The 14353-nt window shown below is 37.9% G+C and carries 13 protein-coding genes; 4 read left to right on the top strand and 9 right to left on the bottom strand.

What is annotated here, in order from left to right; translation table 11 throughout:
- The 3 genes from tssK (at position 1) to VSA01S_RS06195 (ending at position 3954) form a co-directional block, all read left to right on the top strand.
- Positions 1-1326, top strand: coding sequence for a type VI secretion system baseplate subunit TssK (tssK, locus tag VSA01S_RS06205; protein WP_039982827.1), 1326 nt, complete (start codon positions 1-3; stop codon positions 1324-1326).
- Positions 1323-2114 (top strand): type IVB secretion system protein IcmH/DotU, encoded by a 792-nt coding sequence (icmH, locus tag VSA01S_RS06200; protein ID WP_039982824.1) that lies wholly within the window; start codon positions 1323-1325, stop codon positions 2112-2114. The genes tssK and icmH overlap by 4 nt, the downstream gene beginning before the upstream one ends.
- A gap of 760 nt (positions 2115-2874) precedes the next feature.
- A complete protein-coding gene (locus VSA01S_RS06195) occupies positions 2875-3954 on the top strand; it encodes a sodium:calcium antiporter (protein ID WP_039982823.1) in 1080 nt (359 codons plus the stop codon).
- A 113-nt stretch (positions 3955-4067) separates the two neighbouring features.
- Here VSA01S_RS06195 and VSA01S_RS06190 read toward each other — a convergent pair whose 3' ends face one another.
- Positions 4068-5231 carry a Card1-like endonuclease domain-containing protein gene (locus VSA01S_RS06190; RefSeq protein ID WP_039982822.1) on the bottom strand — a complete coding sequence of 388 codons (1164 nt, stop codon included), beginning with the start codon at positions 5229-5231 and terminating at the stop codon, positions 4068-4070.
- 164 nt (positions 5232-5395) lie between these two features.
- Here VSA01S_RS06190 and VSA01S_RS06185 point away from each other — a divergent pair, with 164 nt between their 5' ends.
- Positions 5396-6538 carry a YjgN family protein gene (locus tag VSA01S_RS06185; RefSeq protein WP_050567379.1) on the top strand — a complete coding sequence of 381 codons (1143 nt, stop codon included), beginning with the start codon at positions 5396-5398 and terminating at the stop codon, positions 6536-6538.
- A 70-nt stretch (positions 6539-6608) separates the two neighbouring features.
- On the opposite strand, the gene VSA01S_RS06180 is transcribed toward VSA01S_RS06185, so the two are convergent.
- From VSA01S_RS06180 to VSA01S_RS06145, 8 genes are all read right to left on the bottom strand, one after another.
- Entirely contained in the window at positions 6609-7184 is a 576-nt protein-coding gene (locus VSA01S_RS06180) for a TerD family protein (protein WP_039981973.1), read from the bottom strand.
- A 9-nt stretch (positions 7185-7193) separates the two neighbouring features.
- Entirely contained in the window at positions 7194-7760 is a 567-nt protein-coding gene (locus VSA01S_RS06175) for a TerD family protein (RefSeq protein WP_039981974.1), read from the bottom strand.
- 3 nt (positions 7761-7763) lie between these two features.
- Entirely contained in the window at positions 7764-9011 is a 1248-nt protein-coding gene (locus VSA01S_RS06170) for a toxic anion resistance protein (RefSeq protein WP_050567380.1), read from the bottom strand.
- Positions 9011-10132: a toxic anion resistance protein gene (locus tag VSA01S_RS06165; RefSeq protein ID WP_039981975.1), complete on the bottom strand. Its 1122-nt coding sequence runs from the start codon at positions 10130-10132 to the stop codon at positions 9011-9013. Before VSA01S_RS06165 ends, VSA01S_RS06170 begins: the two co-directional genes overlap by 1 nt.
- Before the next feature lie 70 nt (positions 10133-10202).
- The gene (locus VSA01S_RS06160; RefSeq protein ID WP_039981976.1) at positions 10203-11078 is read right to left on the bottom strand and encodes an HpcH/HpaI aldolase/citrate lyase family protein; all 876 of its coding nucleotides are present in this window, start codon (positions 11076-11078) and stop codon (positions 10203-10205) included.
- 1 nt (position 11079) lies between these two features.
- Entirely contained in the window at positions 11080-12192 is a 1113-nt protein-coding gene (locus tag VSA01S_RS06155; protein ID WP_039981977.1) for a cysteine protease StiP family protein, read from the bottom strand.
- 8 nt (positions 12193-12200) lie between these two features.
- Complete coding sequence (locus VSA01S_RS06150) at positions 12201-12950, bottom strand: HAD hydrolase family protein (protein ID WP_039981978.1); 750 nt, start codon at positions 12948-12950, stop codon at positions 12201-12203.
- Entirely contained in the window at positions 12950-14035 is a 1086-nt protein-coding gene (locus VSA01S_RS06145; RefSeq protein ID WP_039981979.1) for a phosphoribosyltransferase domain-containing protein, read from the bottom strand. The genes VSA01S_RS06150 and VSA01S_RS06145 overlap by 1 nt, the downstream gene beginning before the upstream one ends.
- Positions 14036-14353 lie beyond the last annotated feature (318 nt).

Below are 14353 nucleotides of genomic sequence, written 5' to 3'. Positions count from 1 at the left end.
ATGTCTTTATACAATCCAGTGGTTTGGCAAGATGGAATGTTCATGAAGCCGCAACATTTTCAGCAACTTGATCGCTCACAGACCAAGTTAGCGACTATGCTAAGCTCTAATGCTTCGCCGTTACATTGGGGAATCAAACTGCTTGAGATCAATACTCAGTTATTGGCATTAGGAAAAATCGGTATTACTCGCGCAGAAGGCATATTGCAAGATAGAACCCCCTTTGAGTTACCTTTGCTCGCGGAGCTTCCAGAAGTAAAAGATGTTGATCCCTCGATGTCGGATAAGGTTATTTATCTTTGTTGCCCGCTACCCTCTGAGCGTGCAGAAGCATTTGGCACACAAAAAGAAGGAGCTCGATACCATATTGAGCCTCAAGAAACCGTTGACGCTTGTTATGACTCGGAAGATGTAGGCAATATCATGGTGGGTAAGTTGAATTTTCGTCTCATGTTCGATCATGAAGATAAAAGTGCTTATACATCTATCCCTATTCTAAAGATTTCTGAAGTGAAGCCTGATGGCAGCGTTATTTTGGATGAAAGTTTTATTCCAACTTGTATCGATATTCATGCTTCAAGTGTTTTGAATAAATTTGTTACTGAGTTTGCCTCAATGCTAAAGCACCGAGCAGAATCCATTGTTCAGCGATTAGGTGTTGTTGACCAACAAGGGGTTTCATCGGTATCTGATTTCATGCTTTTACAAGCATTAAACCGTTATGAGCCGCTGTTTTGGCATTTTGCGAATGCTGAGGGCGTTCACCCTGAGTCTCTTTATCGCATTTTATTGCAAGCGGAAGGTGAATTGGCAACATTATGCTCGGTATCTCGTCGTCCGATCGAATTTATCAAGTACAACCATGGCGATTTAACCAGTTGTCTGTCTCGTGGTCTAGATAGTGCCAAGCGAACCTTAAGTGTGATGTCTGAGCAACGAGCGATGCCATTAACGCTTAAAGAACAGAGTTACGGTATTCGTACTGCGGCGATACCAGATCGTAAGATCATTGAAAATACAACCATGATCTTGGCAGTGAAAGCCGATGTCACCTTGGATATCCTTCATACGCAATTTATCAGTCAGACTAAGATCGGCTCGATTGATAACATTCGCGACCTGATCAACTTACAATTGCCAGGCATTGAGATCAAACCGATGCCAGTAGTTCCACGTGCTCTGCCATATCATGCAGGGTACACATACTTCGAATTGGATAAGACGGGTGAAGAGTGGGCGGCATTGAAGCACACCGCAGCGATTGCATTACATGTAGCGGGTGACTTCGCCAACTTGTCATTGCAACTATGGGCTGTTCGTCTATGAGTTATGCTGAAACAGATGTAACCGTCGTTTTATTCCAGCCAGAGCCCGGCAAACCAATGGAGGTCATGCCGGCCCCTGACCTGTCACGTAATATTGCTGTACAAGATCTGAATATCGACATGATGGGGATTAACCCTTTAGTCGATCAATTTTCTTGGCTTATTGCAAGCTTATCTTGTATTTCATCGATCCCTTGGTTGGATGACCCAATGCCATTTCGTGAACAAGTCGCTCGCGAAATTCGCAAAGGAGAACGAAAACTGAACGAGATGGAACTGGATCGAGCGTCGGTTTTGGTGATCCGCTACTGTTTATGTGCTGCAATTGATGAAGCGGTGTGTCGTGAAGAGTGGGGGACAAACAGTTATTGGAGCCAAAATAGTTTGCTCTCAGAGTTTCATAATGAAACATCGGGCGGTGATAAATTCTTTGTTATTCTAGAGCGATTAAAAAGTGATCCAAGGAAATACCGTCATGTTATTGAGTTTCTTTATCTGTTATTACAGTTAGGCTTCCAAGGCAAATATGGCCGTGAAGAACGCGGTAATGAAAAGCTTGCCGAGATCGGTAATGTAATCTATAGACTCATACGTGACGATAGACTAGCGGATCAAGAAAAAGTCTCGTTGGTTAACCTCAAAGCAAAATATCTTAAGAAACCACTGAAGCGAGTTATATCGCCAAAATGGATTCTTGGAATTAGTACTGCAGTGTTTACCGCAATGTATATCGCGACTTACATTATTGTCGAACTCAGGTTTGAACAATTAGTTAACATGTATAATTAATTGCAAATTTGTATTTACAAATAATTATAATAACTAAGATTTTATATATTTGAGGCTTTCCTTCATTTTTATTTGATGTTTATTTTACTGGTCGGTTGGTGAAGTACATTATCTTTTTAGAGAGATTGCGTTAAGTAATCTCTTTTATTATCAATGCATTACAGGTGAAGTTGGATGGGCTATGCGCGTGGTATTAGGAGCAGATAGTGAGACTAATGCAACTCTCCCAGATGTATATTTAACGAAAGTAGGCAAATCAATAATGTTTAGTAAATCGGACCTATAAATAACTCTACGTTACTGGTCGAAAAACGTTCGTGATCTTGCTCTAAGTATTACTTATCATGATGCTAATGACTTATTGTTTATTTATTTAGTCAATTGGCTTGATTATGCCAGCTAGTTTTAATCTAATGGATTTTTTTATTAGTTAGTATAAAACATTTGGCATTTCACCAATTAATAACTCTACTTATTAAGATATAATAAACAGATTGTTCTATTTAGTTGTTCTTGAAATAGTGCGTAGCACTGTTTAATTACACAATAAAAACAATGATGTAGAAATCTCTAGAGGGTTAGGTGAACTGAAAAATATTCCCTCGTTTAGCAATATTCTCGTTAGCCGATCTTTTAATTATCGAGATCATAACGAAATCTTACTTTGTCACTTTCATCATTTTTATATCAGATGAAAGAGTCTTTCATAAATTTGACATTTATTACGATGTTAATTCTGCATTTAACTTAGGTATCAGTAGTGTTTGAAATAATTTTTCCATTTTTATTGATCATTTTTGCTTGTTATTTACTCAAGTATTCGTGTGATACATTTGAGCAAGCAGCCGCATATTTGGGGCGTAATTTACCTGCTGGTGTAAAAGGAGCGACGGTAAATGCTATGGGTTCAAGTATGCCAGAAATGTGTGTAGTTATAGCGTGTCTATTTTGGTTTAATGATCCTCAACTAGTTATCGTGGCGTTAGGTGTTACAGCGGGCTCTGCTATATTTAATGGTTGTGTAATTCCTGCCTTCTCTATCATTTCTGCTAAAGATGAAAATGGTAAATCTACTGATCAGATCGCGTTAAATAAAAGTGCATTATTACGTGATGTGTTTTGGGTATTAGTGGCTGAAGTGGCACTTATTGTTTGTCTTGGCTTCTCAAAGTTTTCTATTTGGATGGCTTTAACACTTAACTTAATCTATTTGGGGTATGCGATTCACCTTTATATCGACTCTAAAAAATATGGTGTAAGTGAAAAAGATTATGAGTATGAAGAGATTAACGATAGAGGTATTATTGGTAACCTAGTTACGTTTAACTTTAATGCGCTTTTATTCTCTAATAATACCTTCACAACGACTAGAGCAATTGTCGTTTTAGCATTAGCAATCGCTGTCATTTCTGGTTCATCTCATATCTTGGTGGAAGGTGTTCTAGGCAGCGCTAATGTACTTGGCGTTCCTCAGTTCTTTTCCGGTCTCATTTTTGGTGCGGCAGCCTCTTCGGTGCCTGACCTAATTTTGTCAGTCAAAGACTCACAAAAAGGTGAATATGAAGATGCAGTTGCTAATCCATTGGCATCAAATACCTTTGATACAACGGTTGCTTTTGCCTTGCCATTATTCGCTTGGTTTGTGATTAATGGTGTAGATGCATTACCTATGCAACAAGATGATAATTTGACTATTTTACGATGGTCTATTGTTGGAATCACCGCGGCAGTAGGTTGTTCATTACTGTTCAATTATAAAAGAATCACCAAGTCTATCGCCTATGTTTTGTTAGCGATGTTTTCTGCATGGGCGGTTAGTATGTATTTTTTGATTCAGTAGTAGATATTTAAATCTGGCAAGCAAATTTTTATTAAGCTCACTATACCCAAGTGCATGGTTGTACTTGGGTGTTAAGAAGCTTTTATAACAAATTTATTAAATAAAAAGTTGCATCATGAACTTGGCTCATAGCCTCCAGCATCGTTAAGCCACTTTTTAAGGTGCATTGAGAGGTGTGGTAATTCTTCTGGGCCAATAAGAGCGAGGTCTAGATCCTTGGCTCTGGATATATCAATATATTTGAGAGGCCTGAAACTAATAAGCATTGCTCGGGCTTGAAATCCACCGAGAAGATCTTTAAGTGATTCGAGTTTATATAACGTATCATCACCATCTATTTTCATGCTTTTGGTCTTACATTCGATCAGGTGCAGTTTATTATTGACTATCGCAGCGATATCGATTTCGTTTTTAATTTCTTCACTTTTTGTTCGTCGACAGACCTGTAAATTGAGAGCTTTGTCCTGAATGGTTGGTATCTCATTAACCAGTTTTTCAATATTATTATCGACAAGTAGTTCCAACCATTCGCCATTGGCAAACTTTCTAGCGTCTTCCGTATTAAATGTTAAAGTTCCGTTTTGATAGTCAACAAAACCAACTTGACACAGATCATCGATAAGCCTTCCTAACTCAATGTAAGTTTGTTGAACATCAGAAAGCTCAACCGACAATACTTGTTTTTTTCTGCATTTAGTTGCTAAGTAATTGAGTACGGCTAACCCTGAGCCTAATTCAAGGGCTGATTGTGCCCAACGGTTTCCAATATCAATCAGCTTATCTAGCGTGATGTGTTCAATTATATGATCGTGTCTCTCACATTGTGCTCCGAATATGCTGAGATAATCTTCCAGCTTTATGTGATCTTGAATGAAAGTGGTCGAACGACCTTCAGGAAGTAGCCAGCAAAGTTTATCTGAAAATGGCTCAACAACGAAAATTGGCCAATGGTATTGGTGGAAGATTTCATAAATTGACAGCAACCTATGACGTAATCCGCAGCTAGCATTCAGGTAAACAGGAATTTCTTGGTGAGCTACTTTTTCTGCTAGATTTAATGCTGATTTTTTAATTTCTTTTACTGACGGTTCTTGCGTAATTTCAAAAAATTCCGATGTAACAGATTGCTTTGCTAATACTTTTTCAACACGTAAAAATATTGCAAATTCACTTCTATCACCAATAAATATAGCATGGGTACATGGAGAGCGTTTATCAAGTATAGGGGTTAACAGTCTAATTGGGTCTTTATCTATTAAGCCAACGAATATAGACATGATTGTTCCTATTAATTATATTTATTTTATAACTTTAATATTGGGGGGAGTGTTGTATTTTCAAGATCTTTGAAAATAAATTTATTAAAAGATGATAGGCTGTATTTATATAATTTATACTATTGATATGTTAATATTTCCCATTTATCTCGTCAGGAACCAAAATGAATCAGAAAGCTAATTCTAATGTGATGCATTTCATAGGTCAAGGAAGGGAGTTCTTTGATATTTGGATTGTAAATATTATTCTGTCAATTATAACGCTAGGGTTCTACACCCCTTGGGCCAAAGTAAGAAAAAAGCGATATTTTTATAATAATACATTTTTGTATAGCGATAATTTTGAATATCATGCCGATCCTAAGAAAATTTTAGCAGTTAGACTCAGTGTTATCATATTCATGGTTGTGGCAACATATATCGTGTCAATTTATATCCGAAATTACTTAGTGGGGCCACTAATTTTTATTGCTATCTTGCCAAGCTTGATACTATATAAAACAAAATCTGATGCAGAAATGACGAGTTACAGAGATATTCGATTTTCATTTAATGGCACGTTGGAAGGTTTATTTAAAGTACTAATTGGTCGAGCTCTTGTCATGTTTGCATCAATCGTGGGTTTTATCATTGTTTTTACTTGGGTTAGATACGATGCAGACTTGAAAGCCTTTGGGTTCAATTTACTGGCTTTTGGCATTATTTTTTCTTCATATGGCTGGTTCATAAGTGGTCTGTACAAATACTTTGTGAATGGTTATCAGTACGGTAACAAAAAATTCGCTGCTGACATTAAAGGGCAATATTTCAATGAGCTATATTTCAAAGTATGTCTTGTCGTTGCGCCGGTGTTTTTCGCTTTAATCTTTTTTGGCTTAATCCCTTTAGGTTTGTTCTCTTTTGGTTTAAGCGCTTTCTTACCTGAACTTATGTTGGACTATTATCCTTATGAATTACTTATGAGTTATTATTATGACGGCTTTATACCTAACTTTGTTGAAATCATAACTTTTCCAGTAGTCTTTCTTATTATGATTTTTGGTATCACCAGCTATACGACGGTTGTTATCCGTAATTATGTTTTTTCTCAACTTCAGTTAGAAGTAACAGAACAAGATGGCCCAACGTTTGAGTTTACGTCTACACTGACGTTTAAAGAACTTCTTAGTTTGACTATTTATAATTTTGCACTTCAATTTTTCACACTAGGTCTAGGCAGGCCCTGGGCAATGATAAATACTGTTCGCTATATGACAAAAAATACAGCAGTGATAGGGGACCTCAGCAAGATCGACAAAGTGGATTAGCATTGCGTGTTATCTAAAAAAATAGCCTCACTCGAGCAAAGTGAGGCTATTTAATCATAAACAAAGTTGTTTAGATGTGGTTGATTACTGTTGCTTCTAGCTGTTTGACACTATTACCACTGGTCGTCACTCCTTTTGAAGTGAAGTGCCATTCTTGATTATCATAAGACAAAAGACCGATAAAAATACCAGTATGGTCGCCTTGTTCAGTCAGTGTGTAACGGCATACTTCTTTTGACGATTGATCTCGCACTCGACAAAACGCATTGCGTACATTCTCAAAACTTTGCCCAGTAAAGCTATTGACTGTGATGGCAATATATTTCACAGAACTAGGCAATTTGTTTAAGTTGATAGAAATGGTTTCGTCATCCCCTTCACCTTCGCCAGTACGATTATCACCTTGATGATGAACCGACCTACACTTTGATCTTAGCTGACGGTACCAAATGGTATCGATGACTTGCTTATCTTTATCGATTAAGAGGCAAGAGGCATCGAGATCAATGGAGTCAGAGCCAAAAAATGAAGCAAATAAGCCTTTTGCTTTAGCTACATCCCAGCCTAAGCCGACCTTGATGCTTGACAGTTTATCGACTTCTTTTGTTAAAGAGATCGTGGTATTTTTTGATAGATTAATAGCCATTTGGATGCCTTATTGGTAACCAGCGACGATATCGCCAAGCCCTAATTGGTAGCCAGCTCCCACGGCATGGAATTCCCAGTCGTGACCATTTTTAACTAATGAACCAACCTGTACTGCGGATTCATTGGCGAATTCTTGGCCTAACTTATATTCAGCAATAAGGCCGCCTGTCATCTCATTGTAAAGCTTGATGTAACTGTTTTGTACATGAGAGAAACCGCGATTGTCATTATGAATAGTGACAAAAATTGATAACTCCTGAGCTCTAGGATCGATTGACGGTAGGTCGATGATTATCACTTCATCGTCACCTTCGCCCGCACCCGTACGGTTGTCACCATGATGGATAACGGCATTTTGAGGACACTTCAAATTATTGTAAAAGATGAAGTGACTATCAGAAAGAAGCTTTGGCTGCTCTTGAGCGTCGTGTTTACAAATAAAGACACAGCAGTCGATGTCCATTGGAGGTTCACTATTTAAAAGATCCCAACCAAGGCCTAGTTTTAACTTACTTAAAGCAGGTTCTGCTTTGTTTAAATTAATTGTATTTCCTTTATCTAAATTGATAGCCATTTATTATTCCTTATTCTTCTTTAAAAAATTAGACAGCTCTGACTTCATTTTGACCATTTTTTCATCTGCTGCTTTACGTGTTCTCGCGCCTTCTTTCTCTATCGATACGACATCTTGTAAAGTGGAAATGAGAGTATTTTGGACATGCTCTAATGTTTCTATATCAACAACAGAACGCTGATTAGCTTGTGCGGTTTGTAACGTATTCTGCCTTAATAGGTCGGCATTTTTTCTAATCAGATCATTGGTGGCATCGTCAATTTTTGTTGCCAGCTCAAGTGATTTTTTTTGCTCCAGCATGGAAATGGCTAAGGTAAATTGCTTTTTCCATGAAGGGATGGTGAGTGTTTTAATATTATTGAATTTCTCGACGAGAGTAATATTGTTGTTTTGAACCATTCGGATCATGGGTGCTGTTTGTAAAGCGAGCATTTGAAGTGACTTTAAGTCGTGAACACGTTTTTCGATTCGGTTCTCACAAGCTTGTAAGTCACTGAGCTCCTGTGCTTTAAGAGGGGAGTGCTCATTGTTTAGCTCATTTGCTAAAGATCCAATTTTATCCTGAAGTAGCAACCGTCTTGATTCACCATAAATGATGGCTTCAGTTAACGCTTTATACTGGGCAATGTTTTGTGAAAATACAGCATCCAGTTGCCCTGATCTTTCTTGTAGACGCTTTTGCTGAGTGTTGATCTCTTTAATGACACGATCGAGCTGAGTGCTAACTGAGTTAAATTGAGCAAGGATACTCTCTTTAGTTTGTCTGAATTTAGAGATGATTTTCCCAAAGAAGCTGTCTTTACCGATTAAGCCACTTAAATCTACACCTTTTGCTAAACCAACGACTTGATTTAGGTTCTCCCCCATCTCTTCAAGATCTTTAGTTCGGACTTGGCTAAGCATGGAATCGGAGTACTGAGATATCTTTTCTGCGGATTCTTGGCCCAGATTTGCAATGCCTCGAGAAGAGTAGATATCCACTTGATTAAGCTGACTGACAATGCGTTCAAACACTTCCTGTGGATTCATGTCCGCTTCATTTAAGTCACGTTTGTAATTATCAACAATTGTTTGAACACGATTATTCAGATTGGGAATCATGTACTCAGTGACGACAGTCGCTTGTGCCGCTACAGGAGTATTACTTTGAGTGGTATTAATTGGCATTACTTCTGTGTTGATAGTCGTCGACTGTACTGGCTCTTTTGCATTTAATGTTTTAGGTTTAAAAGTTTTAGGTTTAAACGCCATTATCGTAGTTCCTCGATATTACGTATAAGTTGTTCTTGGATATCTTGTAGTTCGTAGTACAAGGTAGAATCATTGGATTCATCGGTTGCAATTACAGATAAAAATTGTTGTTTCCAAACTTGGAGTATATTTACTTTTATTTCTTCAAGACGTTCAAAGCTGACTAATAAATTTGATGTATACAAGTCTAGTTGAGGAAACGTTAAAGTGATTGACTGGTTAAGAGCTAATAATGTCTGTGTTTTTCGTTCCCAGCGTTTGATTACATCATTATTACTGCTTTGAAAAGCGATAGGAATATCATTATCTGTCATGCTAGGATTGGTATCAATACTTTCCAATTTGAGCTTTAATGCAAGAATTTTAAATTGTAACTTTGTATTTAAATTATTTAACTCTTTCGTCCAAAACTGAAATTGTTCAAGTGTAGAGTTTGTTTCTTGAAGATTATCGAAAACTCGATTGATTCTAGCATCAATAATATCACTTGCATTATCAAATTCATATCGTATCTTTCTAACTTTCTCCTTACGGCTACCTAATAAGCTGTAGAGTTTAGTTGATATTTTATTAGGGTTAAATATATCAATGTTTATGCTTCTTGCTAGCTTAATAACAATTTTACCCAAGTCTAAAATTTGATCTACCTTACCTAACTTAGCATAATCTGATAAGAAGCCTTGTACTTCTTGAAATCTTTTAGATTCACCTTTACCAAATTCTATTTGCAATGCTGGATCATCAAATTTAATGGAGTTAAAAGTGTTAATAATGATTAAATAGTCAGCATTGTTGATTTTAAGATCTGGAAATTCGCGCTCACGCTTATGATCGATTTTGGCCTTAATTTCCTGATCAATATCGATAATGTCGCTTTGTATCGAACTGATCTTATTGCTAAAAAGAACTGAAGGCGCTTTGGGAGAAGGTGTTGCTAATGGAGCTTGTGCTGGCTCTATTACGGTAACCTGTGCTTCAGAACCGTCTCCATTTTGGTTTATTACTTTGGTCGATTCAACATGCCCAAATTGCTTGACTTTGGGTTTTACAGGCTCTTTAGTGGCTGGTGGAACAGCATTATTATTTTGCGTAGAACTTTTGCTGTGAAATGTTTTTACCATTATTATTTCTCACTAACCTCGCTCTGAATAAAGTATCTTTAGGTCACTTGGTTTTATAATGAATTTTTAGCTAAAATGAATTTGCTAGGCTTATTGTTCGTTTTGCCCAATTACTATGGCATGCTACTTCCATCATTTGACCATTCATTCTATAAACGGCTGGTGCATACTCTTTAAATACAGAATCGGCTTGTTCAATATGACTTATAGAATAATTTTTGAAGAAACCTTCAATGATTGAAACTTGCTTTGGATGGATGGCCGTTTTACCAAAAAAGCCATAGTTTACATCCAGTGCTAATTCTTTATTTAATGTTTCTTGATCATCCATCATGTCAAAAACAGGAGCGGACAGTTCGTATCCATATGGCCTGAAATTAATGATCAAGTTTTCTATAATCATACGTAGAGGCGTATCATAAATTGTCTGGTTTGGCATCCTTTTAATGCCAAGAATATTAAATAAATCATTGCCACCAATGCGTAGGCAAATAACCTCACCCTTTATATTCTTTAAGCTTTCTCTAATTTTTGGTAACTTTAATGGCTCCATAACATCAAGAGATTCTAAAGTCGGCATGATTTCAAAATGAACCGGACTGTGCTTAAGTACTCGATGGTAATCGTCGCATGTAGACAGATCATATTTTGGCAAAACAAAACCATCAATATTCTCTATGCCATCAAATTGCATGATTTCTGCTAGTAAGCTTGGTGTCCTAGGGCGAATAAATCTTTTAAATGTTGCCTTGTCTTGGCTCAGTTTTTTTATTGATGAGCGAAGGTTATCGATAGAGTGTTCTAATTCATGTTCAGGGACTGCATCCTCGGTACAAAACACCATACTTTTCGATCCCAGACCATTACTCATGATCGTTTGTAGATTAGGGTGGTTACATGGCGTATAGAGTGTTGCACCCAAAGAAAAGTAACTTGAGTTATCCATTTTAATTCTCGGTATTGATGAGTTTGATTAGGGCACAGGCTTCAAAAAGCAGTGAAGGATCGACCTGGACAGTGACGCCTTTTTCCTTTGCCAGCATGAGTAAATGGGCGACTTTTTCACAACGCTTGGAACGAACGATAAGAAGAGAAGGCACTCGGCGCAGCATCACTCTGGTCGCCTCGGCAATACCTGGTTTGATGTAATTAACATCTTCGATACCATATTGCTGCTTTATCGATGAGATAAATCCATCCATTTTGTTCTTTAAATCCGCCTCGGGCATGTTTGAATGCGGCGACAATGGATTAATCTTAGTAAGCATAGAGTCGGAGAAGCAAGCCGAGATCTCATCGACAAACCATTGTGATTGGTCCGCTGCTCGCAAATGTTCATTAATGACACAACCATGAAATGCATTAAGGTTGGCATCTCTCCATAAGCTGCGGGAAATTAAACCTGACACCGTAGAATTGAGCATGGATGAGGGGATTGGGTAATCTTCTTTGGTGGCACAAAAGTCGGCAACACCACCGGTATCACTGATCACATATAAAGCGGGCTGTATGTTGGTATTGTGCTGGTGGTTATAAGAGAGAACCGATGACTTTAATTCTCTGGTGATCACTCCTTTTGCCGTCCAACCATCGATGAAGACTAATGATGTCGCGTTATATTGTTTGATCTTCAACAAATAATCGAGGGCAACGGTATCGATGCCTCGATCGCGGATAATACTGATGGCGTAATGGGTCACGGTTCTTTTAAAAAAACGTTCTAATGCTCGTTTGAGCAAAACACCGATTGGAGTGCCAGCTCTCGCCAGTGATAGCAAAACAATATCGCCACTTTGATTATGATGAATGGTTCTAGCCAGCTTGAACACATGCTCTGCTAAGGTCTGCTTATATTGCTCAGTAAAATTTAAGAACAATTGTTGATATTGCTCAGAGGGCTTTGACTCTTTGTTGAGAACGTCAGAGTAATGACATTGGCCCGATTGAATTTGTTTTTCTTTTTCTTCTATTGAGAGAAAGTGCGCGTCGACCGTTTGAAGTAAAAACTCACAATCTTGTGCGTTATAACTTCCCAGTAATGGTGATAGGGTTGTTTGCATGTGATTAATTACCAAGATAGAGTTTCAGATATCTGACTTTTCGCGGGTATAAAAAGGAAATCAGTGTGTTTCATAAAGGGGATATCAGACAGACTGTCACCCATACTCAAGGTTAAAGCTTGGTCGTCTTTATTTAACCTATGATTCAAGAACTCCACGGCTAACTGCTTTTGAGTGTAAGGAGGGAGAAGGGCCATATTTCGACCGTTGATGTGGATCTTTATTTCATCGAGATCAAGGTAAGATGCCGACAAAACAGAATCAAACACCTGCTGGTAATCGATATCTTCTGAGCACTTTATACACACATAACAATCAAGATCATCTTCTGACACGATATGACATTTTGCTTGGTGCTGCTGAGAATCTAACACATCGCTGATCTGGTGATTCAATATTGCAAGCTTTTTGGACCAAGAAGAAAGGGGAAACTCATGATTGAGGTAATCCAGCCACTCTTGTGATTTTTCTCCATTGGGCTCAATAATCAGTGCGCCATGGGAAACGATTTTCCATGAGTTCAGTAAGGCATCGACTTGAATACGTTGCAGTGTGCGATGACTTCTTCCCGTGACAGGAATGATCCTAGCGCCAGACTTTGAGAAAATATCGAGCAATGCTTGCTGTTTATCGGAAATGTAGGAGCGGGGTTCACCATGAATATCTAACGAGGCCACCGTCAGGGGCGTGTTGTCCGCGAACTTCCTGCGTGTTGCCATAAAGCAGTCATCAATATCGGTGAATAAGATCATCTCCATTATTCTATCTCGCTTTCAAGTAGTGGAAAACGAGCCGCGAGTTGATTTATTTTTCTTTGACATTCATCTTCTAAAAAATGTACAGCCTTGCGTCCAACATCCTGCAAGTTATAGATATAATGCTCGACATTACGTTCATCCACTCGGAAAGCTTGCTTAGAAAGAATGGCGTTTCCTAACATAATGGGTGAGCGTGTGGTTGATTGAAAAACAACATCACCACCTCGTTGTTCGGCTTTTTCTGCGGCTAAAAACGGCAAATAAAGGTGTTCACCGTCGCCGATAACGGCTCTTGGCTGATCAATGTCTAGCTTAGGGATCGGACCATCAAATGGCATTTTGAGTCCAAAGCGACCGAGATCTTTTCGACACGCTCTAGTATCTAGGTCTTTGTCTACGTTTTTTGGTAATGATGGCGAGAAACCAGGGACTGGAATAAAAGTAAAATTACCATCTAATAAAGATACGTGTGTTACCGGAATACCCCAAGCATCAAACTGATCACGATGTTCTTGACTCAACCAGTTGACTAAAGAAACAATCACAACCTCTTTTACTTGTTCCATTTTGGGTAACAGTTTATCGCCAAGTAACTTCAGTGTTCGACCCGTTGAAATTTCATCATCAACAAGAATAAGTCTCCTACTTTTTGTAATAGAACTGAGCAATGGTTGCTCAGCCTGATATAAAATATGGTCTACAGCATGACTGTGCGCCTCATCTAATGTTAACCAAATAGGTTTATCTGCTTTGTATCGAGTTGTGTGCTGGTAATAGACATCTTGTTTTTGTTTGTTTGCTAAACTGTCAGCAAATCCTGCACCAAGACCGGTTGCAGTCTCTGCCATACCAACAACAAAGCTGCTTTCAGCTCCTACTACTTTTTCAGCTAGTGCATTATATGCATCTCTCATTAAACTAGGCTTAACAGGTATATGTTTCCCTAAAACTTTAGATACAAATAAAAAGCCTCTCTTAGGGTTTTCTCGTGAAGCAAAGTCCAGCAGTTCATTAAGTGGGATTGTTTGCTCTAAAACAGTGATGTTTAGCGAGCCATTTTTTATTTGAATGTTATGTTTTTGCATTGTTCTAAAGAGTTCGTTGTTTTGGCTCGCCTTGGCCATTCTATTCGGTTACTGTCGAAACTTTGTAAGTCGATTTGATGTATGGTTTAGAGCTAAATTTAGGGTGCTTTTTATGTGTAGATATGTTGAGTATTTTTTATGTCGATAAAAGAAATAACAAAGTTATCTACAGTATTATTTATCAATTTATTCTAATGTTAGAGCATATTTGATTTCATATGAAGTCCTATAAAATTAATAGAATTAATGATTATTTTAGTTATTCTGGCAGTGTCATTAACTATTTTGTATTTTGACTACTAATAATGACTAAATTAA

Source organism: Vibrio sagamiensis NBRC 104589 (genome assembly GCF_007990935.1).
GTDB classification, from domain to species: Bacteria; Pseudomonadota; Gammaproteobacteria; order Enterobacterales; family Vibrionaceae; genus Vibrio; species Vibrio sagamiensis.
Note: the sequence above shows the minus strand (reverse complement) of the source record. Positions and strands in the feature narration are given on the sequence as shown.